21 protein-coding genes are annotated in these 24,345 nt (G+C 67.0%); 13 read left to right on the top strand and 8 right to left on the bottom strand.

All coding sequences use genetic code 11. From position 1 onward, the window contains the following. Positions 1 to 5: 5 nt before the first annotated feature. Positions 6 to 1,880, bottom strand: coding sequence for a GspE/PulE family protein (locus SMCB_RS01540; RefSeq protein ID WP_045537375.1), 1,875 nt, complete (start codon positions 1,878 to 1,880; stop codon positions 6 to 8). Between the two features lie 724 nt (positions 1,881 to 2,604). Further along, positions 2,605 to 4,152 (bottom strand): YifB family Mg chelatase-like AAA ATPase, encoded by a 1,548-nt coding sequence (locus tag SMCB_RS01535; protein ID WP_045534560.1) that lies wholly within the window; start codon positions 4,150 to 4,152, stop codon positions 2,605 to 2,607. Between the two features lie 298 nt (positions 4,153 to 4,450). Here SMCB_RS01535 and glnK point away from each other — a divergent pair, with 298 nt between their 5' ends. From glnK to SMCB_RS12315, 6 genes are all read left to right on the top strand, one after another. Next, positions 4,451 to 4,789: a P-II family nitrogen regulator gene (gene glnK, locus SMCB_RS01530; RefSeq protein ID WP_045534559.1), complete on the top strand. Its 339-nt coding sequence runs from the start codon at positions 4,451 to 4,453 to the stop codon at positions 4,787 to 4,789. 35 nt (positions 4,790 to 4,824) lie between these two features. Continuing rightward, positions 4,825 to 6,273 (top strand): ammonium transporter, encoded by a 1,449-nt coding sequence (locus tag SMCB_RS01525; protein ID WP_045534558.1) that lies wholly within the window; start codon positions 4,825 to 4,827, stop codon positions 6,271 to 6,273. A gap of 146 nt (positions 6,274 to 6,419) precedes the next feature. Continuing rightward, positions 6,420 to 6,638 (top strand): hypothetical protein, encoded by a 219-nt coding sequence (locus SMCB_RS01520; RefSeq protein WP_045537373.1) that lies wholly within the window; start codon positions 6,420 to 6,422, stop codon positions 6,636 to 6,638. Further along, positions 6,635 to 6,979, top strand: a complete 345-nt coding sequence (locus SMCB_RS01515) for a cell division protein ZapA (protein WP_045534557.1) — start codon at positions 6,635 to 6,637, stop codon at positions 6,977 to 6,979. Before SMCB_RS01520 ends, SMCB_RS01515 begins: the two co-directional genes overlap by 4 nt. 352 nt (positions 6,980 to 7,331) lie before the next feature. Beyond that, positions 7,332 to 8,159: a sulfite exporter TauE/SafE family protein gene (locus tag SMCB_RS01510; RefSeq protein ID WP_045534556.1), complete on the top strand. Its 828-nt coding sequence runs from the start codon at positions 7,332 to 7,334 to the stop codon at positions 8,157 to 8,159. 224 nt (positions 8,160 to 8,383) lie between these two features. Next, positions 8,384 to 8,818, top strand: coding sequence for an SWIB/MDM2 domain-containing protein (locus SMCB_RS12315; protein ID WP_082027161.1), 435 nt, complete (start codon positions 8,384 to 8,386; stop codon positions 8,816 to 8,818). Between the two features lie 34 nt (positions 8,819 to 8,852). On the opposite strand, the gene SMCB_RS12080 is transcribed toward SMCB_RS12315, so the two are convergent. Continuing rightward, on the bottom strand, positions 8,853 to 9,341 hold the full coding sequence (locus SMCB_RS12080) for a DNA polymerase III subunit chi (protein WP_052468369.1): 489 nt from the start codon (positions 9,339 to 9,341) through the stop codon (positions 8,853 to 8,855). A gap of 29 nt (positions 9,342 to 9,370) precedes the next feature. Next, the gene (locus tag SMCB_RS01490; RefSeq protein ID WP_045534553.1) at positions 9,371 to 10,939 is read right to left on the bottom strand and encodes a leucyl aminopeptidase; all 1,569 of its coding nucleotides are present in this window, start codon (positions 10,937 to 10,939) and stop codon (positions 9,371 to 9,373) included. A gap of 27 nt (positions 10,940 to 10,966) precedes the next feature. On the opposite strand from SMCB_RS01490, the gene lptF reads away from it, so the two are divergent. From lptF to SMCB_RS01465, 5 genes are read left to right on the top strand one after another with little or no spacing between them, the layout of a single operon-like run. Next, on the top strand, positions 10,967 to 12,076 hold the full coding sequence (gene lptF / locus SMCB_RS01485; protein WP_045534551.1) for an LPS export ABC transporter permease LptF: 1,110 nt from the start codon (positions 10,967 to 10,969) through the stop codon (positions 12,074 to 12,076). After that, positions 12,073 to 13,191: an LPS export ABC transporter permease LptG gene (lptG, locus tag SMCB_RS01480; protein ID WP_045537367.1), complete on the top strand. Its 1,119-nt coding sequence runs from the start codon at positions 12,073 to 12,075 to the stop codon at positions 13,189 to 13,191. The genes lptF and lptG overlap by 4 nt, the downstream gene beginning before the upstream one ends. Positions 13,192 to 13,224: 33 nt before the next feature. Continuing rightward, entirely contained in the window at positions 13,225 to 13,593 is a 369-nt protein-coding gene (locus SMCB_RS01475; protein WP_045534549.1) for a sirohydrochlorin chelatase, read from the top strand. After that, positions 13,590 to 14,534, top strand: a complete 945-nt coding sequence (locus SMCB_RS01470) for a CysB family HTH-type transcriptional regulator (protein WP_045534547.1) — start codon at positions 13,590 to 13,592, stop codon at positions 14,532 to 14,534. Before SMCB_RS01475 ends, SMCB_RS01470 begins: the two co-directional genes overlap by 4 nt. Further along, on the top strand, positions 14,531 to 15,703 hold the full coding sequence (locus SMCB_RS01465; protein ID WP_045534545.1) for a pyridoxal phosphate-dependent aminotransferase: 1,173 nt from the start codon (positions 14,531 to 14,533) through the stop codon (positions 15,701 to 15,703). Before SMCB_RS01470 ends, SMCB_RS01465 begins: the two co-directional genes overlap by 4 nt. Before the next feature lie 87 nt (positions 15,704 to 15,790). Here the strand turns inward: SMCB_RS01465 and hrpA are convergent, their stop codons facing one another. Further along, positions 15,791 to 19,858: an ATP-dependent RNA helicase HrpA gene (hrpA, locus tag SMCB_RS01460; protein WP_420834903.1), complete on the bottom strand. Its 4,068-nt coding sequence runs from the start codon at positions 19,856 to 19,858 to the stop codon at positions 15,791 to 15,793. Positions 19,859 to 20,170: 312 nt separating this feature from the next. On the opposite strand from hrpA, the gene argA reads away from it, so the two are divergent. Next, a complete protein-coding gene (gene argA / locus SMCB_RS01455; RefSeq protein WP_045534544.1) occupies positions 20,171 to 21,517 on the top strand; it encodes an amino-acid N-acetyltransferase in 1,347 nt (448 codons plus the stop codon). 101 nt (positions 21,518 to 21,618) lie between these two features. On the opposite strand, the gene SMCB_RS12310 is transcribed toward argA, so the two are convergent. Both SMCB_RS12310 and SMCB_RS01450 read right to left on the bottom strand, forming a co-directional pair. Beyond that, positions 21,619 to 21,852, bottom strand: coding sequence for a hypothetical protein (locus SMCB_RS12310; protein ID WP_082027159.1), 234 nt, complete (start codon positions 21,850 to 21,852; stop codon positions 21,619 to 21,621). Positions 21,853 to 22,128: 276 nt separating this feature from the next. Then, entirely contained in the window at positions 22,129 to 23,196 is a 1,068-nt protein-coding gene (locus SMCB_RS01450; protein WP_045537363.1) for a cupin domain-containing protein, read from the bottom strand. Positions 23,197 to 23,375: 179 nt separating this feature from the next. Between SMCB_RS01450 and SMCB_RS01445 the strand changes: the two genes are divergently transcribed. Then, the gene (locus tag SMCB_RS01445; RefSeq protein WP_045534542.1) at positions 23,376 to 23,867 is read left to right on the top strand and encodes an FKBP-type peptidyl-prolyl cis-trans isomerase; all 492 of its coding nucleotides are present in this window, start codon (positions 23,376 to 23,378) and stop codon (positions 23,865 to 23,867) included. Between the two features lie 21 nt (positions 23,868 to 23,888). On the opposite strand, the gene dut is transcribed toward SMCB_RS01445, so the two are convergent. Further along, positions 23,889 to 24,338, bottom strand: coding sequence for a dUTP diphosphatase (gene dut / locus SMCB_RS01440; protein WP_045534540.1), 450 nt, complete (start codon positions 24,336 to 24,338; stop codon positions 23,889 to 23,891). Positions 24,339 to 24,345: the final 7 nt, after the last annotated feature.

Here is a 24,345-nt window from a genome sequence, read left to right as displayed (position 1 = left end):
GCGCCTCAGTGGGCGCAGTGGGCGCGCACCTCGTCGATGCCAGTCAGCCCCTGCAGCACCTTGAGGATGCCGTCTTGGCGCAGGGTGCGCAGCCCGCCACTGATCTGAGCCGCCTCCAGCAGCGCCTCGGAGGGGGCCTTTTGCTGGATCAGGCGGCGCAGAGGGCTGTCGATCAGCAACAGCTCGTGCACGCCGACGCGTCCCTTGTAGCCCGTCTGGTCGCAGGCCGGGCAGCCGGGGGCATGGTGCCGGAACATGCGTCCGTCTAGGCCGTAATCGTGCAGCCACTGCGCACGCAGCTCGGCTTTGCCGGGACGCAGACTTCCGGGCAGCACGTGCAGGTAGTCGTCCAGCAGCTCATCGACCCAGGTTTCGTCAGCTGGCTCGCTGCGCACGCAGCCCTTGCACCAGCGCCGCACCAGACGCTGCGCCAGCACGGCAGCGAGCGAGTCGGCAAAGTTGAACGGATCCATCCCCATGTCGAGCAGCCGAACCACGGTCTCGGGCGCGCTGTTGGTGTGCAGCGTCGAGAGCACCAGGTGGCCGGTGAGCGAGGCCTCGATCGCCATCTGGGCGGTTTCTTGGTCGCGAATTTCGCCCACCATGATGATGTCGGGGTCGGCGCGCAAAAAGGCCCGCAGTGCCTTGGCAAAAGTCCAGTCGATCTTGGGATTGACCTGCACCTGGCGCAACTCGGGGTTGCTGATCTCGATCGGGTCTTCGGCGGTCCAGATCTTGCGGTCGGGCGTGTTGATGTGCTGCAGCACCGAGTGCAGCGTGGTGGTCTTGCCCGAGCCCGTGGGGCCCACGCACAGCACCATGCCATGGGAGCGTGCCACCGCAGTTTGCAATTGGCGCAGGTTGGCGAGGGTCAGGCCGAGTTGATCCAGCGGCAGCGGCTTGGCCGATGAGAGCAAGCGCAGCACCACGTCTTCGGCGCCGTTGCTGGTGGGGATGGTGGCCACCCGCAACTCGAGCTTGTGCGTGGGCGAGAACTTGGCAAAATCGATCTTGCCGTCTTGGGGTTTGCGGCGCTCGGAAATGTCGAGGTCGCACATCACCTTGATGCGGCCGATGATGGCGTTGCGGTAGCCCGGTGGCAGCTCCATGAAGGGGCTCAGGCGGCCGTCTTTGCGCAGCCGGATGCGCACCTTGCGCTTGCTGGCAAAGGTCTCGATGTGGATGTCGGAGGCCCCTTGGCCATGGGCCTCGATGATCAGGCTGTTGATGAGCTTGACGAGCGAGTTGTCGGACTGCTCGATGGCGCCGAGCTTGGGGTCGGCGTCGTCGCTGGCTTCTTGCTCGAGCGATTCGAGCAGCTTGTCGGAGCTGGTGGGGGCAAATTCGCCGCCAGCCGCCAGTGCCGCTTGGGTATCGTCGAGACCAAAGCGGGCATAAGCCTCGTTGATGCTCTGTGCCCCGAGCGGGGCACTGGTGAGCGTGGCCACCACCTTGGCCTGCAACACAAAATCCAGCTCTTCGAGCATGCCGCGCCGCGACGGGTCTTCGGCGGCCACCACCACGGTGCCGTTGTGCCATAGAAGCGGCACGATGCGGTGCTTGCGCGCCAGCGCGATCGGCACCCGGCGCAAGGCCTCGGGATCGATCGGAAAGCGCGCCAGATCGACCACCGGGTAACCCATCTTGCGCGCCAGCGCGATGCGCAGGTCGTCGCGCGTGAGCTGGCCGCTTTGCACCAGCAGCTCGCCCAGCGGCACGCTGCGCTCGGATTTCTGGCGCTCCAGCGCGTCTTGCAGTTGCTCTGGGGTAATGAGCCCAAGCGCGGTCAAGGCCTCGCCTATTCGCACCATGGGCATGCGCGACTGCTCTTCGAGTGCCTGCAGCAACTGCTCGGGCTTGACCACCTCCTTGAGCACCAGGTAGTCGCCCAGTTTGCGGTTGCGCAGCTGCTCTTGGGTGCGCGCCGCTTGCTCCACCTGCTCGGTGGTGACTATGTGTTGCTCGACCAACACCTGGCCGATGCTTTCCCCGACCTGCACGCGGCGCAGCACGTGGGCCGGCAAAAAAACCCGTTGCACCCGGTCTTGCGCGTCGAGCGGCACAAACAGGAACACGCCCACGGCAGACTCGAGGTGTCCAATCGTCAACCCCGTTTGCACCGAACCATCGCTGAGCTCGAGGCGGTAGGGCAAGCGCGGGCGGTGGCGCAGCAAATCGTCGGCGCTGCTGGGATGGCTTCCAACCTCTGGGCTGGCGTTGCCCTGGGTGTGCGGCAATGGTGCCAGCGGCTGTGTCAGGCTGATGCGCCTAAACATGTCGAAGCGCAGCGGCATGACGGCACGCGAGGGGGGCACCTGGATGTGAGCCAAACCGGCTGGCAAATCCAGTCCTATCAACCGACAGGGGCGCACTTGGCTGTTGCTTCCCTCAACCTGGCAGTCGAGGCCAGAGGTGTCTGGATTTTCGGAACTGCTTTCAGGCGTGCCGTAGCAGGCATAGGGTGGAGTGGGCCAACGCAATGCAAATGAACTTGGCCGCGTCACCAACTGAGGCTCGGGTATGGCGGTGGCGGCAAAGTTCATGGTCTGGATTGAGGGCAAGGGCTCGCGGCTGACATCATAGGGATGGGATTATGCGGCAGCCTCAAGGGTTTCCCGGCTGTCGGTATTGAACCGCTTCAGCCAGGTGCGCGCCGTGGATGCGCTCGCTGGCGGCCAAGTCGGCGATGGTGCGCGCCACGCGCAGCGCGCGGTGGGTGGCGCGCCCGGACCAGCCCAGCCGCGTGGCGGCTTGCTGCAGCAACTGTGCGGCAGCGGGCTCCAGCGCCGCATGGCGTTGCAGCGCTGGGCCGTGCAGGGTGTGGTTGGCGTGGCCCTGGCGCTGCAGCGCCCGCTCGCGCGCTTGGGCGACGCGCTCGCGCACCGCTGCGCTGGTCTCCGCCGCCGCGCTGTCGAGCAACTGCCCGGGCGGCAGCAGCGGCACCTCCACGTGCAGGTCGATGCGGTCCAGCAAGGGGCCGCTGAGCTTGCCCTGGTAGCGCTGCACTTGGTCGGGGGTGCAGCGGCAGGCCCTGTGGCTGGCCCCCAGATAGCCGCAGGGGCAGGGATTCATGGCAGCCACCAACTGGAAGCGGGCCGGAAAATCGGTCTGGCGCGCCGCGCGCGAGATGCGGATCTGCCCGCTCTCGAGTGGCTCGCGCAAGGCCTCGAGGGCGGCGCGGGGGAATTCGGGCAGCTCATCGAGGAACAGCACGCCGTGGTGCGCCAGCGATATCTCGCCCGGCCGCGGCGGGTTGCCGCCGCCCACTAGCGCGGTGGCGCTGGCGCTGTGGTGCGGCGCGCTAAAAGGCCGCTGGCCCCAGTGCTCGGGCCTGAAGCGCCCCGCCAGCGACGCCACCGCCGCCGCCTCCAGCGCCTGCTGGTCGTCCAGCGCCGGCAGGATGCCGGGCAGGCGCTGCGCCAGCATCGACTTGCCCGAGCCCGGCGGGCCGCTCATCAGCAGGCTGTGCGCGCCCGCGGCAGCGATCTCCAGTGCCCGCCGCGCACCGGCCTGGCCCTTCACATCGGCCAAATCGGGCAAATCTTGCCCCTGCACCGCAGCGCTGCCCTGCAGCAGCACCCAGCCGTCGGGGTGCGCCGGCTCGGGCAACACCATGCCGGCTGGAGCAAAGCGCTGCACCACATCGAGCAGGTGGCGCGCCCGGTACACGCGCGCTTGGCGCACCAAGGCGGCCTCTTCGGCGCTGACCGGGGGCAGCACCAAAGCGGTGCATACGGTTTGACCCGCACCGGCCGCGCGCAAGAAAGCCAGCCCCATGCACAGGGCGCCCCGGATCGGACGCAAGGCGCCGCTGAGCGAGAGCTCGCCAGCAAATTCGTGCCCGGCCAGCGCCGCGCCGTCGATCTGGCCGCTGGCGGCCAAAATGCCCAAGGCGATGGGCAAATCAAAGCGCCCCGACTCCTTGGGCAGGTCGGCCGGGGCTAGGTTAACCGTGATGCGCTTGTTGTGCGGCCACTCCAGCCCGGCGTTCAAGATGGCCGAGCGCACCCGCTCGCGCGCCTCTTTGACCTCGGTGTCGGCCAAGCCCACCAGCGTCAGACTGGGCAGGCCGTTGGCCAAATGCACCTCCACGCTCACCGGCAGGGCCTCGAGCCCGACCAGCGTGCGACTTTGAACCACGCACAAATCCACGTTGAGCTCCCTTGTTGTGTAGGACACAGACCGGGCCAATACCCGCTGGCTGCGGCATCCGCCGCTACATTGCACCAAGTTGGTGCATCGGGAAGCGGACTATCTGGCCGCAGTGTAGCGGCTGGCGCTGCGCTGGGCATGCGCTGGGCGTCGGCATGGCTTCGGTCGGGTTGGCACGCTATGTGCTTAAAGCTAGGCGTGTCAATGGCCCAACCCCCAAGGTTGGGCACCCACAACCGCCGCTGGTCTGGCCGCAAGGCCGATCAGCTCACTATCGACAGTTAAAGAAAGGTTGAACATGAAGCTGGTCACCGCGATCATCAAACCCTTCAAGCTCGACGAGGTGCGCGAAGCGCTATCGAGTCTGGGCGTGCAGGGCATCACCGTCACCGAAGTCAAAGGGTTTGGGCGCCAGAAAGGGCACACCGAGCTCTACCGTGGCGCCGAATACGTGGTCGATTTTCTGCCCAAGGTCAAGATCGACGCCGCCGTGGCCGACGACCTGGTCGAGCGCGTGATCGAGGTCATCGAGGGCGCGGCGCGCACCGGCAAGATCGGCGACGGCAAGATTTTCGTCTTTCCGCTGGAGCAGGTGGTGCGCATCCGCACCGGCGAGACCGGCGCGCAAGCCCTCTGACCCATCAACCCTTTTTCAAACTCCGAGCATCAATCATGAAAAAGTTTCTACTCAGTATGTGTGTGGGCCTGGGGTTGCTGCTGGGCGCATCGGCGGCCATGGCCCAAGCCACCGACGCCGCGCCGGCCGTTGCCCCGATGATGGCACCCGAAGCCCCCGCTGCGGTCGCTCCGGTCGTCGATGCTGTCGCCATGGCTGTGGCTGCTGCACCTGCCGCTGAAGCCGCCGCCGCCGAAGCACCCGCCGCCGAACCCACCCCGCACAAGGGCGACGTTGCTTGGATGCTGGTGGCCACTTTGCTGGTGGTGATGATGGTCATCCCCGGCCTGGCGTTGTTCTACGGCGGCCTGGTGCGCAGCAAAAACATGCTCTCGGTGCTGATGCAAGTCACCGTGGTGTTTTCGCTCGTCATCGTGCTGTGGACGCTCTATGGCTACAGCTTGGCTTTTGGTGGCGAGGGGCTGATCATCGCCAACCTCGACAAAGCCTTCTTGATGGGCATCACCATGGATTCGGTCTCCAACACCTTCACCGAAGGCGTGGTGATTCCGGAGCTGATTTTTGTCGCCTTTCAAGCCACCTTTGCCGGCATTACCTGCGCCATTATCGTCGGCGCCTTTGCCGAGCGCATCAAGTTCAGCGCCGTGCTGATCTTCACTACCATCTGGTTCACTTTCAGCTACATCCCGGTGGCGCACATGGTCTGGGGTTCGGGCGGCTTGCTGATCGGCATGGGCAAAATGGACTTCGCCGGTGGCACTGTGGTGCACTTGACTGCCGCCGTCGCAGCCTTGGTGGGTGCTTACATGATTGGCAAACGCGTCGGCTACGGCAAAGAGGCCATGGCTCCGCACAGCCTGCCCCTGACCCTGGTCGGTGCCGCGCTGCTGTGGGTGGGCTGGTTTGGTTTCAACGCCGGCTCGGCCCTGGAAGCCAACAGCAACGCCACGCTGGCCTTCCTCAACACCCTGATCGCCACCGCCGCCGCTGTGCTGGCCTGGTGCTTGGGCGAGGTGCTGCTCAAGGGCAAGGCCTCGATGCTGGGTGCTGCTTCGGGTGCCGTGGCCGGCTTGGTGGCCATCACCCCAGCCTGCGGTTATGTGGGGCCGCAGGGAGCGATCGTGATCGGCTTGGCCGGCGGCTTCCTGTGCCTGTGGGGCGTCAATGGCCTGAAGAAAATGCTCGGCGCTGACGACACACTCGACGTGTTCGGCCTGCACGGTGTGGGCGGCATTGTGGGTGGCTTGCTCACCGGCGTGTTTGTATCCCCGCTGCTGGGCGGTGGTGGCGATGCCGACTTCAGCATCGTAAGCCAAGTGTCTGTGCAAGCGCTGTCGATGCTGGTGGCGGCGGTCTGGGCGGGCGTGGTGGCGTTCATCGCCTTCAAGGTGGCCGACATGCTGGTGGGCCTGCGCGTGACCGAAGACGAAGAACGCGAAGGTCTGGACATCAGCTCGCACGGCGAGAGCGCTTACAACCGCTGATCTGCGCCACCCACTGATTGCATCCCCAAAGATTGAAGACGAAAGACGGGGGTTTAAGCCCGCCGCGCGACAAGCGTGGCGGGCTTTTTTGTGCACCCGGCTTGCCGCGCCCCGGCAGCACCGCCGCAGCCTACAATGCGCTCTGTATGCCTTCCCAGACCCCTATCGACCAGATTTCCGAGCGCGTCAACCGCTTGCTGGTGCGCCACGAGGAACTGCTGCGCGCCAACCAGTTGTTGCAGCAGCAAGTCGAGGCGCTGCGCCAAGAGCGCGATTTGTTGCGCCTGCAAAGCCAAGCCGTGCGGCAACGGCTCGATGCGCTGATCGAGCAACTGCCCACCGAGTCAGACGACAGCCGCCCATGAACCAGCCTGCCCACAAGCAAATTGAAGTCCAGATCATGGCGCAGACCTACCTGCTGGCTTGCCCAGCCGATGGCGAAGCGGCCTTGCGCGAGGCGGTGACCAAGGTCGATCACGCCATGTGCCGCATCCGCGACGCCGGCAAAGTGAAAGCGCGCGACCGCATCGCCGTGCTGGCCGCGCTCAACATCGCCTACGAGCTGCATCAAAAAGAACCCGGCGGCTTTCGCAACACCTCCTTTGGCCAGACCGAATCGGGCGAATGGCCAGAGCCCAGCGAACGCCTGCAGCATCTGATCGAGCGCCTCGACCAAGCGCTGGCCCACGACGGGCAGCTGCTTTAAGCGCAGGGAACGTCTGCCTGCTGGCACACGCTCAAACCCTGCGCGGCACACACAAGCAAAGCCCCCAATGAGACTCAAAAATCTTTGGTTGCTCTGATTTTTGCGTCTAGAATGGAGCCGTCTGTCACCGTGGCCGGGTTCTATATTTCCTTGAACCAATGCTCTCTGAGCCCGGGCTAGGTACATTGTGCAGTGGGTGTGATCGTCTCGCGTCAGATGAACCCGAAGCTGCTCTGCCCTTGCCCACCTGAACCCCCCCGTTCAGGATGCGGGCCCGGCCCGGTGGCAGACACCTTCTATTGCAAGCGCACGCCGCTTCGCGCTCTATACTTCCCCTCTCAGCTTAACCCCCTTGTCTTTCTTGGCTGTGCTCGACCCGCTGCTGGTGCTGCAACTGCTGCTGCTGGGCCTGTGCGGGGGGTTTTTGGCCGGGCTGCTGGGCATAGGTGGCGGCATGGTGCTGGTGCCCTTTCTCACGGTCATCATGACCAAACAAGGCGTCGATGCAGACTTGGCCGTCAAAATGGCGATTGCCACCGGCATGGCCACCATCGTCTTTACCTCGCTCTCGAGCGTGCGGGCGCACCACCTGCGCGGGGCGGTGCGCTGGGACATCTGGCGCCGCTTCGTGCCCGGCATCGTGCTGGGTGCGGCGCTGGCCAGCCTAGGCGTCTTTGCGGCGCTCAACGGCCAGACCCTGGCGCTGGTTTTTGCGCTGTTCGTGGCTTTTTCAGCCACCCAGATGTGGCTGGACCAAAAACCCGCCGCCAGCCGCACCCTGCCCGGCCCAGCGGGCCAGCTGGCGGCTGGCGGCGGCATCGGCTTTGTCTCGGGTTTGGTGGGCGCCGGCGGCGGCTTCATCAGCGTGCCGCTGCTGGTCTGGTGCAACGTGGCCATGCACCAAGCGGTGGCCACCAGCGCCGCGCTGGGGTTCCCGATCGCGCTGGCCAATTCAATCGGTTATGCGCTGGCCGGGCACAACACGCCGGGTCTGCCCGCGGCGTCGCTGGGCTACATTTTTCTGCCGGCGCTGCTGGTGATCGCCTTGGCCAGCGTGCTCGGCGCCCCGCTGGGGGCGCGGGCGGCGCATGCGCTGCCGGTGCGGCCGCTCAAGCGCCTGTTTGCGCTGGTGCTGTATGCGCTGGCGGCCTTTATGCTCTACCAAGGCCTCAGAGGCTGAAATGAAACTGCCCCCACGCTCGCTACGCTCGCTGCCCCCCAAGGAGGCGCTTCATTGACTTCGGGCGGCCGGGCGCCACTGAGAGGCTAAGGCACACCGAATGACAAAAAAATTACCGCTGCAAGTCGATCCAAATACCCACTTTGGGTTTAGGATGCCAAGGCGCTGCGCTGGGCGTTATGCCGCCGTTGCAGCGAAACCCAACCCACAGAAGGAATCAACAAATGGCAACTGCGAAAAAAGCGCCTGCTGCGAAGGCTCCCACCCCCAAAGCACCCGCTGCCAAGGCCCCAGCCAAGGCCCCTGCGGCCAAAGCTCCTGCGGCCAGCACCGCCCCCCCGGCTGCAAAGGCCGCACCCAAGGCAGCCGCCAAGGCCAGTGCGCCGGCGGCCCCGGCTGCTCCTGCCAAGCGCACCCCCAATGCGGCCTTCATGAAACCCATGACCCCCAGCGCGGCTTTGGCGGCCGTGATCGGCAGCAAGCCCATGCCGCGCACCGAAGTGACCAAAAAAGTCTGGGAATACATCAAAAAACACAACCTGCAAGACGCAGCCAACAAGCGCATGATCAACGCCGACGCCAAACTCAAGGCGATCTTCGTCAAGCCGCAGGTGTCGATGTTCGAGATGACCAAGCTGATCAGCACGCAGCTGTCCTAAGCACCGCTTCGTCTGGGGGCCCATAAAGGGCAGCTCAGGCGGACGCGTCGTGGTGTTGCAGCGTCCAACCCAGTTGGCTGTAGTGGCGCCAGCGCAGGCGCGCCGCCTGCTTGAGCGCCTCGTCTGCTGGCACGATCTCGATCAGGCGCTCAAAGCGCTCCACGTCGGGTGGCACCGGCTCTTGCAGATTGATCAGCAAGGGCCAGCTGCTGCTTTGCGCCACCAACTGCTCTGACAGCACCACGGGCGCGCGCTGCCACAACCCGGCCTGCCCCCGACCCGCAGCGCCCTTTGCACCCGCCGACTCTCCGCCCCCGAGGCCGCCCTCGTGGTCTGCCTCGTAGCGCCCATGGGCGATGAACTCGTCGGGGCTGAAGGTCCAGAGCGCGGCGTCGAGCTCGTGCGCCAGCCCGGGCGCGAGCAGCACCCACGTGCGCTGGCCCGCGTGGTTGGCCTTGCGCAGCAGCCGACACAGGTAGGGCACGGGTGCCCCCACATTGAAGTGGAAAACCACCGTTTTCATGCCACCGCGCTCGAGGGGTGCGGGCGCATTCAGCGCTTGCGCCCTTTGGCGCCGGTGGCCGCCTTGGGCGCCATGGCCGGTTGGTCGTTGACCATGCGCGCGGCCTCGTCGAGCAGGTACTGCACCAGCAGCGCCACCGGGCGCCCGGTGGCGCCCTTGGCGCTGCCGCCCTTCCAGGCCACACCGGCGATGTCTAGGTGCGCCCAAGCCTGCTCGGGGTCCACGAACTTTTGCAAAAACTTGGCCGCCGTGACCGAGCCCGCCGGGCGGCCGGCGATGTTGGCCATGTCAGCGAAGTTCGATTTCAACCCCTCGGCGTATTCTTCGTCGAGCGGCATGCGCCAGCACGGATCGAGCGCCGCCGCCCCCGCGTCCTGCAGGGCTTGCGCCAGCTCGTCGCGGTTGCTGTAGAGGCCCGCGCGCAGGTTGCCCAGCGCGATCACGCAGGCCCCGGTGAGGGTGGCGACGTCGATCAGGGCGCGCGGTTTGAAGCGCGCCGCGTAGCTGAGCGCGTCGCACAGAATCAGCCGGCCCTCGGCGTCGGTGTTGAGGATCTCGATCGTCTGCCCGCTCAGGCTGCTGACCACATCGCCCGGCTTGACGGCGCGGCCATCGGGCATGTTCTCGCAGCACGGCACCAAGCCGACCACGTTGAGCGCCGGTTGCAGCTCGGCCAGCGCGACGAAGCTGCCCAGCACGGCGGCGGCGCCGGCCATGTCGAACTTCATTTCGTCCATCTCGGGGCCGGGCTTGAGGCTGATGCCCCCGGTGTCGAAGGTGATGCCCTTGCCCACCAGCACCACCGGCGCGCTGGCCTTGGGTGCGCCCTGGTAGCGAAGCACGATGAAGCGCAGCGGCTCCTCGGCGCCTTGGGCCACCGCCAGATAGGCGCCCATGCCCAGCTTGGCCACTTCTTTGGGGCCCAGCACCTCAACCTGCAGGCGCTTGCCTTGTGCCAGTTGCTGCGCCGCCTCGGCCAGCAGCTTGGGCGTGGCGTGGTTGGGGGGGCGGTTGGCCCACTCTTTGGCCCACTCCACGGCTTTGACGGTGGCCCGGGCTTGGGCGAAGGCGCTGCGCAAGGCGCTGGCGTCGCTCACCCCCACCAGCACGGTTTGCAGGCTGCGCGGCTGCGCCTTGGACGCAGACTTGGTGGTGGTGTAGCTGTAGCTGGCCTCGGCGCTGGCCTGAACCAGCGCCGCCAGCGCTCCGGCACCCACCTCGCCAGCCCACAACAGCAAGCGTTTGGCGCCAGCGAGCTTGAGCGCTGCCAGCGCCGCCAGCACGGCCTTGCGCGTAGCGGCCGGGCTGCCATCGCCGCTGCGCACCAGAGCCACCTTGCGCGCCTGCACCCCCGGCAGGCGGTGCGCCAGCAGCACGCTGCCCAGCGCGGGCTCGATGTCGGCCTGGGCCACGGCGGCACGGGCCCAGTTCGTCAAGGAGTCGTCTGAAGCCACCGGGCGCGCCGTGCCGTTGGCTGCGGCGTTGGCCGCATTTCCGGTTTTGGCGGGGTCGGCCGCATCGGGCCAGAGCAAGACCAGCGCGTCGGCCTCTAGGGTGGCGGCTTGCGACAAATGCAGCGATTGCAGTTCAAAGTCCATAATCTAGGCTCACATGGTTTTTTGACGATGTTATTCCATTCTTCCCTGCGCCGTGAACTGGCGCGCAGTTTTGGCGCCACCTTGCTGGTGCTGCTGGTGATCGTCGTCACCATGCTGCTCATACGCACCCTCGGCCAAGCCGATCAGGGGCGCGTCAATCCGCAAGAAATTTTGCTGGTCCTGACCTACACCGTGGTCGGCCGGCTGCCGATCGTGCTCACCATCGCCTTGTTCATCGCCGTGGCCTCGACGCTCACGCGCATGCACCGCGAAAGCGAAATGGTGATCTGGCACTGCAGCGGCCAAGGTTTGGCGGCCTTGCTCAAGCCGGTGTTTCGCTTTGCCTGGCCGGTGCTGGCGGTGATCGCCCTGATGGTGCTGCTGATCTGGCCTTGGGCCAACCAGCAGGCCGAGCAGTTGCGCGACCGCTTTGCCCAGCGTGGCGAACTCGAGCGCGTGCAGGCCGGGCAGTTCATCGAAAGCGCCGACGGGCGGCGCGTGTTCTTCATCGAGCAAGACCCGCAGCAGCCGACGCTGGCGCGCAACATTTTTGTCTCCAGCACCGAGGCCGACGGCAGCCGCACCGTGCTCAGCGCCGGCAGCGGGCGCATCGAGTGGGTCGACTCGCAGCAGTGGCTGCACATCCACCAAGGCCAGCGCCTGCTGTTTGACCAACCCGACCAGCCGGGACAGGTGCAGGTGAGCGAATTTGCCTCCTACCGCGTGCTCATCGACGCGCCGGCGCTGCCCATGGGCGTGGCGCAAGGGCTCAAATCGCGCCCCACTTGGACGCTGGTGGCCGAACCCACACCGGCCAACCAAGGCGAGCTGGCGTGGCGGCTGGGGCTGGCGCTGGCCGCAGTGAATTTTGTGCTCATGGCACTGGCGCTGGCCGCCAGCAACCCGCGCGCCAACAAAAGCGGCAACGTTTTGCTGCTGCTGTTTGGCTTCATTTTTTACTACAACCTGATGACCATGGGCCAGCGCTGGATCGGCACCGGCGAGATCTCCGCCCTGGCCTTTGTGCTGGCCTTGCACGGCGGCACCGGGCTGGCCTGCGCGCTCTGGCTGGCCAAACGCCATTGGGGCTGGGAGCTGAACGCGGCGCGGCTGTGGCGGCGTGGGGCCCCGGCATGAAGACCATGCGCAAACTGATCTACGGCGAACTGCTGTGGGCGATCGGCTTCGTGGCGCTGGCTTTTTTGGCGCTCTTCGCCTTCTTTGACCTGATCGAAGAACTGCCCGCGCTGGGCCAGCGCTCGCCTTTCGATCCGGCGCTCGAATACGGCCTGTGGCAAGCCCTGCTCTACGTGGCCTTGCTGCTGCCCAGCCACCTCTACGAGCTGCTGCCGATCGCGGTGCTGATCGGCGCGGTGTTCGGTTTGGTGCGGCTGGCGCAGTCGTCCGAGTTCACGATCTTGCGCACCAGCGGCCTCGGGCCCGGCTTGGCTTTGCGCCAGATGCTGGTGTTGGGCATGGCTTTTGCCGCCCTGACCTTCGTGCTGGGCGATTACGTCGCCCCGTGGAGCGACCGCCAGGCGCAACAGCTCAAAGCCACCTTCGAGGGCCAGATCCGCCTGGGGCAGACCGGCGCTTGGCTCAAAGAGCGCGGTGACCAGCGCCAGGTGTCGGTCAATGTCGCGGCGCTCGAAGGGCCTAACGAACTGCGCGGCGTGCGCCTGTTTGAGTTCGACGCCAGCGGCCGCATCGCGCGCACCCTAAGCGCCGAGCGCGCCACCGTGGTGCCCGAGCGCGGGCTGTGGCAGCTGCACCAGGTGCAGTTGCACCAGTTCGACACCCAGGCCGACCCACCGCGCCTGCTGGTGCAGCAACTGCCCAGCCTCGATTGGCCCACCGGACTCAGTGCCGACATGGTCTCGGTGGCCCTGCTGCGCCCCGATCGCATGAGCGCCTGGGGCCTGTACCAGTACATCGAGCATTTGCAAGCCAACAGCCAAGCCACGCAGCGCTACGAAATCGAGCTTTGGCGCAAGCTGTTTTTCCCTTTGAGCTGCGTGGTGATGGTGGTGTTGGCGCTGCCCTTTGCCTACCTGCACTTTCGCTCCAAGGGGCTGGCGGCTTATGTGTTTGTCGGCGTCATGCTGGGCTTGAGCTTTGTGCTGCTGAGCAACATGTTTGTTTACATCGGCAATTTGCTGGCCTGGCGGCCGTGGCTGGCTGCGGCCGCACCGGCCTTGCTGTATTCGGTGGCCTCGCTCGGGGCTTTTGGTTGGTTGGTGCTGCGCCGTTAGCGCCGTTGGCCGCTTTTGCAAGGGAATGGCTGTATGTTGGCAGTGATCGTGTTGGCGCATGGTTCGCGCGACCCGCAGTGGTTTGGGCCCATCGAGGCCGTGGCCCAGGCCGTGGCCGCGCGCCTGCCTGAGGCCAGGGTGTGCTGCGCCTACCTCGAGCTGTGTGCGCCCACGCTGCCCGAGGCCGCGGCGCGGCTGGTGGCCGAGGGTGCCACCCGGCTGCGCGTGCTGCCGCTGTTTTTTGGCTTGGGCAAGCACGCACGGCAAGACCTGCCCCTGTTGGCCGAGGCGCTGCAACAGGCGCACCCGCAGGTGCGCTTCGAGTGGCTGCCCACGCCCACCGAGCAGCCGCGCCTGCTGGCGTTGCTGGCCGAATTGGCCGTGGCAGAATCGCCGCCATGAACCTGCACCAATTCCGCTTCGTGCTCGAGGCGGTGCGCCGCAACCTCAACCTGACCGAAGCAGCCAAGGCGCTGCACACCTCGCAGCCGGGCGTGTCCAAGGCCATCCTCGAACTCGAGGACGAGCTGGGAATCGACATCTTCGCCCGCCACGGCAAGCGCATCAAGCGCGTCACCGAACCCGGGCACGAGGTGCTGCGCAGCATCGAGATCATCATGCGCGAGGTCAGCAACCTCAAGCGCATCGGGGCCCAGTTTGCCACCCAAGACAGCGGCACGCTCAGCATCGCCGCCACCCACACCCAGGCGCGCTACGTGCTGCCGGCGGCGGTGGCCAAGCTGCGCCACGCCTACCCCAAGGTGTCCATCAGCCTGCACCAAGGCGCGCCCGAGCAGGTGGCGCGCATGCTGCTCGACGACGTGGCCGACATCGGCATCGCCACCGAGGCCTTGGCCGACCACCCCGAGCTCATCACCCTGCCCTGCTACGACTGGCAGCACGCGCTGGTGCTGCCCACCGGCCACCCACTGCTGGAGCGCGAGCGCATCGCGCTCGAAGACCTGGCGCAGGTGCCGCTGATCACCTACCACCCCTCCTACACCGGGCGCAGCCGCATCGATCAGGCGTTTGCCCAGCGCCAACTCAAGCCCCACATCGTGCTCGACGCCATCGACTCCGACGTCATCAAGACCTACGTCAAGCTCGGGCTGGGCGTGGGCATCGTGGCCGAAATGGCCATGCAGGGCGACGAGCGCAGCCCAGATCTGGTGTCGCGCCCGCTCGGCTACCTGTTTGGGCACAACGTGAGCCGGGTGGCGTTCAAGCGCGGCGCCTACCTGCGCCAGTTTGTGCTGCGCTTTGCCGAGTTTTTGAGCGAACGCCTGTCGCGTGAGCTGATCCACAAAGCGATGCTCGGTGGCGGCACGGATTACGAGCTATGACGCACGCCCACACCCCCGCGGTTTGCAGCCGCCTGCCCCACGTGGGCACGACGATTTTCAGCGTGATGTCGGCGCTGGCCACCGAGTGCCAAGCCGTCAACCTCGGGCAGGGCTTCCCCGACTTCGACTGCGACCCGCGCCTGCTGGACGCGGTCGAGGCGGCCCTGCGCGCCGGCCACAACCAGTACCCGCCGATGCCCGGCGTGCCGGCGCTGCGCCAGGCGCTGGCGCGCAAAACCGAAGCGCTGTATGGCCGCCGCTACGACCCGGAGCACGAAATCACCGTCACCGCCGGGGCCACGCAAGCCATTTTCAGCGCCATTTTGGCCGTGGTGCAGCCGGGCGACGAGGTGATCGTGCTCGAGCCCTGCTACGACAGCTACGTGCCCAACATCGAACTGGCGGGCGCGCTGCCGGTGCGGGTGCCGCTGGGCGCCGATTTCCGGCCCGACTTCGATGCCCTGGCCGCCGCCATCGGGCCGCGCACGCGCGCCTTGCTCATCAACAGCCCGCACAACCCCAGCGGCCGCGTTTGGCAGCAGGCCGATATGCTGCGCCTGCAGGCGCTGCTGGCCGGCACCGAGGTGATTTTGATCAGCGACGAGGTCTATGAGCACATGGTGTACGACGGCCAGCCGCACCAGAGCGCAGCGCGTTTTGCCGATCTGGCGGCGCGCGCGCTGGTGGTGAGCAGCTTTGGCAAGACCTTTCACGTCACCGGCTGGAAGGTGGGCAGCGTGCTGGCGCCGGCGCCGCTGATGGCCGAGTTTCGCAAGGTGCACCAGTTCAACGTGTTTACCGTCAACACGCCGATGCAGCACGCGCTGGCGGCGTACCTGCACGACCCAGCGCCCTACCTGCAACTGCCAGATTTTTATGCCGCCAAGCGCGATCGCTTTCGCGCTGGGCTGGCGCGCACGCGCTTTGGGCTCCTGCCCTGCGAGGGCAGCTACTTCCAGTGCGTCGATTACAGCGCGCTGGCCGTGCCCGAGCGCGATCTGGAGCCCGATGCCTTTTGCCGCTGGCTCACGCGCGCCGTCGGCGTGGCGGCGATCCCGCTGTCGGCCTTTTATGCCCAGCCGCCGGCGGCGCAGCGCCTGATCCGCTTTTGCTTTGCCAAGCAAGAAGCCACCTTGGATGCGGCGCTGGCGCGGCTGGCGCGCTTGTGAGCTTGTGCGCTTTAGGCGGCAGCCGTAGGCGGTAATTTGGCTGCGTCAAGGCGGGGCGAGCATCAACGCCTGCCCCCCACAGCCTCCTTAAACCACCAGCTGCGCCCAGAGCTTGTCCAGCCGCTTGACGCTCACCGGCTGCGGCGTGCGCAGCTCTTGCGCAAACAGGCTCACGCGCAGCTCTTGCAGCAGCCAGCGCAGCTCGTCTAGGCGCGCATCGGGCACACCCTTGCGCTCGGCCAGCAGGCGCGTGTAGCGCTGCTCTTGGGCGCGCACCGTGGCCATGTGCGCGGCGTCGCGCGCCGGGTCGGCGCGCAGCTTGTCGAGGCGCAAAAAGATCGCCTTCAGGTAGCGCGGCAGGTGTTGCAACGCCGCCCACGGCGTCTCGGCCACGAAGCGCGGGCCCACCAGCTGCCCCAGCTGCTCGCGCACGTCGGCCAGCGGCTGGGCCTCGAACTTGCCCTCTTTGAGCTTGCGCACCACGGCGGCGTATTCGAGCAACACCGCCGCCGTCTGGCGCGCCACCTCCTGCGCGATCAGCCCCAGGCGGCCGCGCCCTTGCTCCAGCCGCTGTTGGAATTCGGCGGCCGTGCGCGGCCACGGCTCGGCCATGAAGGCGCGCTCCAGCGCCACCTCGATGATCTGGCTGCGCAACTCCTCGAGCGAACCCAGCGCCATGTACGACACCGCCATCTGCTGCAACCCGGGCAGGCTTTTCTCCAGCTGCTTGAGCGCTTCGCGCAGCTGCAGCGCAAACAGGCGCCGCAGCCCGGCGCGGTGCTTGCGTGCCGCCGTTTCGGGCTCGTCATAGACCGCCAGCGTGACGGCGTCGCCGGCGTCGAGCAGCGCCGGAAAGCCGATCACCGTGTGTTCGCCGCTGGCCAGCTCCATCAGCTCGGGCCAGTCGCCAAAAGTCCAGGCGCGGTGGCGCTCGCTGGCGGCTTGCGGTGCTGGGGCGGCTGGCACAGCTTGGACGACCTGCATCCGTGCCGGAGCCGATGCGGGCGCAGAGGCAGGCGCCGATGCGGGGGCTGCACCCTCCCCCGTGCGCAGCGCCAGCTGCAAGCCCGCCAGCGCCTGAAAGGCCCCGCGCGCCTGCGCGCCCAGCTCGGCTTTGAGCGCCGCCAAGCTGCGCCCTTGGCCCAGTTGGCGCCCGTGCTCGTCGAGCACGCGCAGGTGCATGAAGTGGTGCGCGGGCAGCTGGTCGAGCTTGAAGTCGCTGCGCTTCACATCGACCCCGCTGCGCGCGCGCACCCGCGCCAGCAAGGCCTCGATCAGGCTGCCCTGGGCCCAGTGCTCGGGCTGACACAGCTCGGCGGCCAGTTGCGCGGCGGTCTCGGGCAGCGGCAGCAGGCGCGCGCGCGGCTTTTGCGGCAGGCTCTTGAGCAAGGCGGCGATCTTGTCTTTGAGCATCCCCGGCACCAGCCACTCGCAGCGCTCCTCGCTGGCCTGGTTGAGCACGAAGATCGGCAGCGCCACGCTCAGGCCGTCGCGCGCCTCGCCTGGCTGGTGCAGGTAGCTGGCGCTGCATTCGGTGCCGCCCAGCGCCAGCGTGGGCGGAAAAGCCAGGCTGGTCACGCCCGCGGCCTGATGCCGCATCAGCTCCTCGCGCTTGAGGCGCAGCAGCTCGGGTTGCTGGCGCACGTGGGCGCGGTACCAGCGCTCGAGCTCGGTGCCGCTGCTCAGGTCGGGCGGCAACTGGCTGTCGTAAAAGGCGTAGATCAGCTCCTCATCGACCAGCACGTCTTGGCGGCGCGATTTGTGCTCCAACGCCTGCACCTGCGCCAGCACCTGCCGGTTGGCGGCCAGAAAAGGCAGGCGGCGCTCGAACTCGGGCGGCCAGACGTCATCTTGCAAAGCCGCCACCAGCGCCTGGCGGATGAAGATCGCGCGCGCCCCGGCCGGATCGACGCGCGCGTAGTCGACGCGGCGCTGGCTGTAGATCAGCAAGCCATACAGGGTGGCGCGCTCAGAGGCCACCACGCGCGCGGCGTTTTTTTCCCAGCGCGGATCGAGCACCTGCTTGCTCAGCAAATGCGCGCCCACCTGCTCCAGCCACTGCGGCTCGATGGCGGCGATGCCGCGGCCAAACAGGCGCGTGGTCTCGACCAGTTCGGCGCAAACGATCCACCGCCCCGGCTTTTTGCTCAGCCGCGCCCCCGGATGCGGGTAAAAACGGATGCCGCGCGCCCCTTGGTAATGCGCCTCGCTCTCGTGCTTGCAGCCCACGTGCCCAAGCAGCCCCGCCAGCAGCGACAAGTGCAACTGCTCGCTGCTGGCCGGCGCGGTGTTGAGCTTCCAGCCGTGCTCGGCCACCACGGTGTGCAACTGGCTGTGGATGTCGCGCCACTCGCGCACCCGGCGCGGGTTCAGGTAGTGCTGGCGCAGCAGCGCCTCGTACTGGCGCTGGCTGGGCTTGTGCTGGGGCGGTGGCTGCAGCCCTGGCTGCCTCTGCTGCCCCGGCTGCCCGGCTCTTCCCGCTTTGGCGGCTAGGCGCGCACCCGCACCCGCACCCGCACCCGCACCCGCACCCGCACCCGCGCTTGCACCCGCACCCGCGCTTGCGCTTGCGCTTGCGCTTGCGCTTGCTCCAGCTCCAGCAGCATCCGCTTCAACCACCGCACCCACACTGGGCTTGCCGCTGCGCGCCTGCTCCAGCCAGCGCCAGAGCTTGAGGTAGCCCACGAACTCGCTCTTGTCGTCGTCAAACGGCGCCTGCGCCCGGTCCGCCTGCGCCTGCGCCTGCAGCGGGCGCTCGCGCACGTCTTGCACCGTGAGCGCGCTGGCCAGCACCAGCACCTCGTCGAGCGCGTGCCGGTCGCGCGCCTCCAGAATCATGCGCCCCAGGCGCGGATCGAGCGGCAGGCGCGCCAGCTCGCTGCCCAGCGCGGTGAGCTGCTGGGCGTGGTCGAGCGCGCCCAGCTCTTGCAGCAGCTGGTAGCCGTCGCTGATGGCGCGCTGCGAGGGCGCCTCGAGAAAAGGAAAATCCTCCACCGCCCCGAGGCGCAGCGACTTCATGCGCAGAATCACCGCCGCCAGCGAGGAGCGCAAAATCTCCGGGGCGCTAAAGCGCGGCCGCGCCAGGTGCTCGGCCTCATCGTAGAGGCGGATGCAGACGCCGTCGGCGACACGGCCGCAGCGCCCGGCGCGCTGATCCGCGGCCGCCTGACTGATGGGCTCGACCAGCAACTGCTCGACCTTGCTGCGCAGGCTGTAGCGCTTGACGCGCGCGCGCCCCGAATCGATCACGTAGCGGATGCCGGGCACGGTGAGCGAGGTTTCGGCCACGTTGGTCGCCAGCACGATGCGCCGCGCGCCGCTGGGCCTAAAAATTCGGTCTTGCTCGGCCTGGCTCAGGCGCGCGTACAGCGGCAGCACCTCGGTGTCGCGCAGCACCGGCTGGTGGCTCAGGTGCTGGCGCAAATGGTCGGCGCACTCGCGGATTTCGCGCTCGCCGGGCAAAAACACCAGCACATCGCCGGCCAGCGCCCCGCCGCGCCAGAGCTCATCGACGGCGTCGGCAATCGCTTCGTTCAGGCCGTAGTCCCGGCTGTCCTCGTAGGGGCGATAGCGCAGTTCCACCGCGTAGCTGCGCCCGGCCACGTTGAGCACCGGCGCCGGCCCCTGGGCCGAGGCGAAGTGCTGCGCAAAGCGCTCGGCGTCGATGGTGGCCGAGGTGATCACCACCTTCAGATCGGGCCGCTGCGGCAGGATTTGCCGCAGGTAGCCGAGCAAAAAATCGATGTTCAGGCTGCGCTCGTGCGCCTCGTCGATGATCAGCGTGTCGTAGGCCTGCAGCAACGGGTCGGTCTGGGTTTCGGCGAGCAAAATGCCGTCGGTCATGAGCTTGATCGAGGCCTTGGGGCTGAGCCGATCCTGGAAACGCACCTTGTAGCCCACCACCTCGCCCAGCGCCGTGCCGAGCTCGTGCGCGATGCGGCTGGCCACCGAACTGGCGGCGATGCGGCGCGGCTGCGTGTGCCCGATCAAGCGCCCACGCTCGCCCGGGCGCGCGTGCAGGCGGCCGCGCCTCATATTCAACGCGATTTTGGGCAACTGGGTGGTTTTGCCCGAGCCGGTCTCGCCGCACACCACGATCACCTGGTGCGCGCGCAAGGCGGCTTCGATCGCCTGGCGCTGAGCGCTCACAGGCAGGGATTCGGGAAATTCGATAATCAAGGCGCGGGCGGCGGGCAGACCGTACAGGGGGGATGGGGCTGTGCGATTATCCGAGATTGCCCATAAGGCAGCGCACCTTGGCGCACAGCGTCGGTGCCTTTGGGATGCAAGCAACGCCTAGGGGCACTAAAGCAGCGCGTGTGGCCAGCCGGGGGCTCTCTCGCGCCTGCAGGATCGGCGCCCCTAGCCTAGTCTGCAGCCCGGGTCTGGCGTATGCTCGCAGCTTGCTCGCCTTTTAACTCCGTCCCTCGCGCCCAAGCCCTCATCGCCCCAGCCACACAGCCGCCCATGTCCACGGTCTTCAACTTCACCTTCGTGCCCTGGTTTCGCTCGGTGGCGCCCTACATCCACAAGTTTCGCAACCAGACCTTCGTCGTCGGTGTGGCCGGCGAGGCGATTGCCGCCGGCAAGCTGCCCAATCTGGCCCAAGACTTGGCGCTGATCCAGAGCATGGGCGTGCGCGTGGTGCTGGTGCATGGCTTCAGGCCGCAGGTTAACGAGCAACTGCGCACCAAGGGGCACCCGGCGCGCAGCCACCAGGGCACGCGCATCACCGACGAGGTGGCGCTGGACTGCGCCCAAGAGGCCGCCGGTCAGTTGCGCTACGAGATCGAGGCCGCCTTCAGCCAGGGCCTGCCCAACACCCCCATGGCCGGGGCCACAGTGCGCGTGCTGTCGGGCAACTTCATCACCGCACGCCCGCTGGGCATCGTCGATGGCATCGATTTCCAGCATTCCGGGCTGGTGCGCCGCGTCGATGTGGCAGGGCTCATGCGCACGCTCGACATGGGCGCCATGGTGCTGCTCTCGCCCTTTGGCTTTTCGCCCACCGGCGAGGCCTTCAACCTCAACATGGAAGAAGTCGCCACCAGCGTGGCCATCGCCTTGCAGGCCGACAAGCTGATTTTTGTCACCGAGGTGCCGGGCATCCGCGTGCAGCCGCACCAGCCGCCCAGCGACGACAACCCCATCGACACCGAGCTGCCGCTGGCCCAAGCCGAGCAGCTGCTGGCCGAGCTGCCGCCCAGCCAGTTGCCCACCGACCCCGGCTTTTATCTGCAGCACTGCGTCGCGGCCTGCAAGGGCGGGGTCGAGCGCAGCCACATCATCCCCTTTGCCGTCGATGGCGCGCTGCTGCTCGAGGTCTATGTGCACGACGGCATCGGCACCATGGTGGTCGATGAAAAGCTCGAAAGCCTGCGCGAAGCCAGCGCCGACGACGTCGGCGGCATTTTGCAACTGATCGAGCCGTTTGAGAAAGACGGCACTTTGGTCAAGCGCAGCCGCACCGAAATCGAGCGCGACATCGCCAACTACACCCTGATCGAGCACGATGGCGTGATTTTTGGCTGCGCCGCGCTCTACCCCTACCCCGAGGCCAAGACCGGCGAAATGGCCGCGCTCACCGTGTCACCGCACTCGCAAGGCCAGGGCGACGGCGAAAAACTGCTCAAGCGCATCGAGCAGCGCGCGCGCCTGATGGGGCTCGAGAGCCTGTTCGTGCTCACCACGCGCACCATGCACTGGTTCATCAAACGCGGCTTTGCGCCGGTGGATGCCGACTGGCTGCCCGAGGCGCGCAAACGCAAGTACAACTGGGACCGGCGCAGCCGGGTGCTGGTGAAGCGGCTTTGAACCGCAGCCATCTTGTACAGGCGTAAAAAAACCGCCCAGCGTACGCAAGGCGGTTTTTTGAGCACTTCCCGGAGGAAGTGCCCACCCAGAGGGCTCGAGAATTAACGAGCTGGGGCAGCAGGAGCGGCTGGAGCAGCAGCGTCAGCCGGGGCAGCAGGAGCGGCCGGAGCGGCAGCGTCGGCAGGAGCAGCCGGAGCTGGAGCCGGGGCTGGCTCAGGAGCCGGAGCCGGAGCCGGTGCAGGGGCCGGAGCCGGGGCTGGTGCAGGAGCTTGCGGGCCGCAAGCGGTCAGGGCAACGGCGGCGAACAGGGCGGCGAGCAGGGCGGAGATTTTCATGGGGATGTCATTCGAAAGAGTTGGGGATTAGGCGATTTTGGACGATACACAGGGTTCTACAAGCAAACTCAGCGCTCGATCCACGGCGGCTACGACACCTGTAAAGACCCAAGTGTCTGCCACACATCGGCATCATAATTGACAGTCAGGCGCCGGGATAACCCTAGGTGGAAAAATTTTACTGAACCAAAGGGTTGTTGCAAAATAGATACAAATTGACTGCGCTGGTGCCGGCTTTTTTCTCTGGCACCCTAGTGGCTGTGCTTGTACCCTGTTTCAGCCCGCCAGACCGCGCCGCAACCAGCCCGCCGCGTACCAATCGGCCAGCGCAGCCTGCGCAGCCGGGCTCGCCGCCAGCACCTGACGCTCCTTGAGCCAGCGCCGATCCGCCAGACGCCGCATCAGGCGCGCGTCTGGGCCACTGGCGCGCAGCGCCTCGCCGTTGATGTAGATGCAGCGTTCGTCGTAGAGCATGCGAGTGCGCCGATCCAGCACCACCGCGCCCAGCGCCCACGGCTGCTGCTGCGGCTCAAAGCACACCAGCGGCTTGGGCTCGCTGAGCACCTCGCCCAGCGCCAGCTGCAGCCCCTTGCGGTCGGCCAGCAGGGCTTGCAGCGCCGCCGCTGCAAAGTCGGTCAGCGCGTCGGGGACGGCGGCTGGATGCGCGCAAGCCCGCTGCTGCGGGTCGCGGTAGAGCGACTCATCCGTCCAATCCTCGGCCAAGCGCTGCACCAGCTCGGCGGCCAGCGCGGCCCGTTGCGGCACCCGAAAACCGACCGAGTAGGTCATGCAGCCGTCGTCGAGCGCCACGCCGTCGTGCGCCCACTCGGGTGGCAGGTACAGCATGTCGCCGGGCTCCAGCACCCACTCCTGCTCGGGCTCGAAGTGTTGCAGGATTTTGAGCGGCTTGTCGGGCTGCAGCGTCAGGTCGCGCTGGCGCCCAATGCGCCAGCGCCGTCGGCCGCTGGCTTGCAGCAGGAACACGTCGTAGCTGTCGAAATGCGGCCCCACGCCGCCGCCCTCGGTGGCCCACGAGATCATCAGGTCATCGAGGCGCGCGTCGGGCACGAAGCGGAAACCCTGCAACAACTGGTGCGCCGCGTCGTGGTGCAAGTCAACCCCCTGCACCAGCAGCGTCCAGCCGGGCTGCTTGAGCGGCGGCAGCTGGCGCGGCTTGAACGGGCCCGAAGCCAGGCTCCAATCATCACCCTCGCGCACAATCAGGCGCGACTCTACGCCGTCTTGCTGCGCCAGCGCAAACAGCTCGGGGCGCTTGAGCAGCGGTGCAAAGCCGGGCACGGCCTGGCGCACCAAAAGCGGTTTTTTCTGCCAGTGGCGGCGCATGAACTGCTGCGGCGTCAGGCCGCCGAGCAAGGGCGTGGACACATCAGGCGCAGGGAGCGCGGGGGGTGCTGGCGGCGCCAAGGGCTGGCCGCTACGCGCCCTGGAGCGTTTGGGGACTTGGACGGCGGCCAAGGGCGTGGTGCTGGGTTTGGGCTGAGAACTCATGGGACAATTGTGCGATGAAAATCACCCCGCAATGCGTCGCCGCCCTCACCTGGACGCTTTCCGACACCTTGGGCGAAGAACTGGACACCCTCGACGAGCCAGTCGAGTTTTTGCTCGGCGGGCGCGACCTGTTAGAGTCTATCGAAGCCGCCCTGCAAGGCCACGGCGCGGGCGAGGAAATGGAGCTGCACCTGGAGCCCGAGCGCGCCTTTGGCGATTTTGACGACCAGCTGCTGCTGCTCGAGCCGCGCAGCGCTTTTCCGGCCGAACTCGAAGTGGGCATGGCCTTTGAGGGCTTGCCACCGGGCTGCAGCGCCGGTGCCGGCCCCGATCGGCTGTATTTTGTGAGCGAAATCTACCCCGAACACGTGGTGCTCGACGCCAACCACCCGCTGGCCGGCATCGCGCTGCGCCTCGACCTCAAAATCCACGCCGTGCGCGAAGCCACCGAGGAAGAAGTGGGCCGCGGCAGCCTCGGCGCGGGTTTTTTCAGGCTGCAAGCCTGAACTGGGCATTAGGCAGCGGGCTCAAGCCCGGCCGGTGGAACCATAGCCCCCGGCGCCGCGCGCGCTCGGCTGCTCAAAATCATCGACCCAGTTGAGCTGCGCCTGCAGCACCGGGACGATCACCAACTGCGCGATGCGCTCGAGCGGCTCGATGGTGTAGGGCTGGCTGCTGCGGTTCCAAGCGCTGACCATGAGCTGGCCCTGGTAGTCGCTGTCGATCAGCCCCACCAGGTTGCCCAGCACGATGCCGTGCTTGTGCCCCAGCCCCGAGCGCGGCAAGATCAGCGCCGCGTAGCCCGGGTCGGCCAGGTGGATCGCCAGCCCGGTGGGCAGCAGGCTGCAGGCGTTGGCGGCCAGTGTGAGTGGTGCCTCGATGCAGGCGCGCAAGTCCAGCCCCGCACTGCCCCCGGTGGCGTAGGCGGGCTGGAACTGGCGCAAGCGCGCATCGAGCAAGCGGCAATCTATGCGCATGCGCTAG

Origin of the sequence: Serpentinimonas maccroryi (assembly GCF_000828915.1) — a bacterium.
In the GTDB taxonomy this organism is placed as follows: Bacteria; Pseudomonadota; Gammaproteobacteria; order Burkholderiales; family Burkholderiaceae_C; genus Serpentinimonas; species Serpentinimonas maccroryi.
Note: the sequence above shows the minus strand (reverse complement) of the source record. Positions and strands in the feature narration are given on the sequence as shown.

What these genes read in the sequence shown, in the direction of transcription:
- SMCB_RS01520 (WP_045537373.1), top strand. Translation starts at nt 6,420, where the DNA reads ATGCCTTCCCAGACCCCTATCGACCAGATTTCCGAGCGCGTCAACCGC.
- SMCB_RS01490 (WP_045534553.1), bottom strand. Translation starts at nt 10,939, where the DNA reads ATGGACTTTGAACTGCAATCGCTGCATTTGTCGCAAGCCGCCACCCTA.
- SMCB_RS01465 (WP_045534545.1), top strand. Translation starts at nt 14,531, where the DNA reads ATGACGCACGCCCACACCCCCGCGGTTTGCAGCCGCCTGCCCCACGTG.
- SMCB_RS12080 (WP_052468369.1), bottom strand. Translation starts at nt 9,341, where the DNA reads ATGAAAACGGTGGTTTTCCACTTCAATGTGGGGGCACCCGTGCCCTAC.
- lptF (WP_045534551.1), top strand. Translation starts at nt 10,967, where the DNA reads ATGTTATTCCATTCTTCCCTGCGCCGTGAACTGGCGCGCAGTTTTGGC.
- lptG (WP_045537367.1), top strand. Translation starts at nt 12,073, where the DNA reads ATGAAGACCATGCGCAAACTGATCTACGGCGAACTGCTGTGGGCGATC.
- SMCB_RS12310 (WP_082027159.1), bottom strand. Translation starts at nt 21,852, where the DNA reads ATGAAAATCTCCGCCCTGCTCGCCGCCCTGTTCGCCGCCGTTGCCCTG.
- SMCB_RS01445 (WP_045534542.1), top strand. Translation starts at nt 23,376, where the DNA reads ATGAAAATCACCCCGCAATGCGTCGCCGCCCTCACCTGGACGCTTTCC.
- dut (WP_045534540.1), bottom strand. Translation starts at nt 24,338, where the DNA reads ATGCGCATAGATTGCCGCTTGCTCGATGCGCGCTTGCGCCAGTTCCAG.
- SMCB_RS01525 (WP_045534558.1), top strand. Translation starts at nt 4,825, where the DNA reads ATGAAAAAGTTTCTACTCAGTATGTGTGTGGGCCTGGGGTTGCTGCTG.
- SMCB_RS01450 (WP_045537363.1), bottom strand. Translation starts at nt 23,196, where the DNA reads ATGCGCCGCCACTGGCAGAAAAAACCGCTTTTGGTGCGCCAGGCCGTG.
- SMCB_RS01515 (WP_045534557.1), top strand. Translation starts at nt 6,635, where the DNA reads ATGAACCAGCCTGCCCACAAGCAAATTGAAGTCCAGATCATGGCGCAG.
- argA (WP_045534544.1), top strand. Translation starts at nt 20,171, where the DNA reads ATGTCCACGGTCTTCAACTTCACCTTCGTGCCCTGGTTTCGCTCGGTG.
- SMCB_RS01470 (WP_045534547.1), top strand. Translation starts at nt 13,590, where the DNA reads ATGAACCTGCACCAATTCCGCTTCGTGCTCGAGGCGGTGCGCCGCAAC.
- glnK (WP_045534559.1), top strand. Translation starts at nt 4,451, where the DNA reads ATGAAGCTGGTCACCGCGATCATCAAACCCTTCAAGCTCGACGAGGTG.
- SMCB_RS01475 (WP_045534549.1), top strand. Translation starts at nt 13,225, where the DNA reads ATGTTGGCAGTGATCGTGTTGGCGCATGGTTCGCGCGACCCGCAGTGG.
- SMCB_RS12315 (WP_082027161.1), top strand. Translation starts at nt 8,384, where the DNA reads ATGGCAACTGCGAAAAAAGCGCCTGCTGCGAAGGCTCCCACCCCCAAA.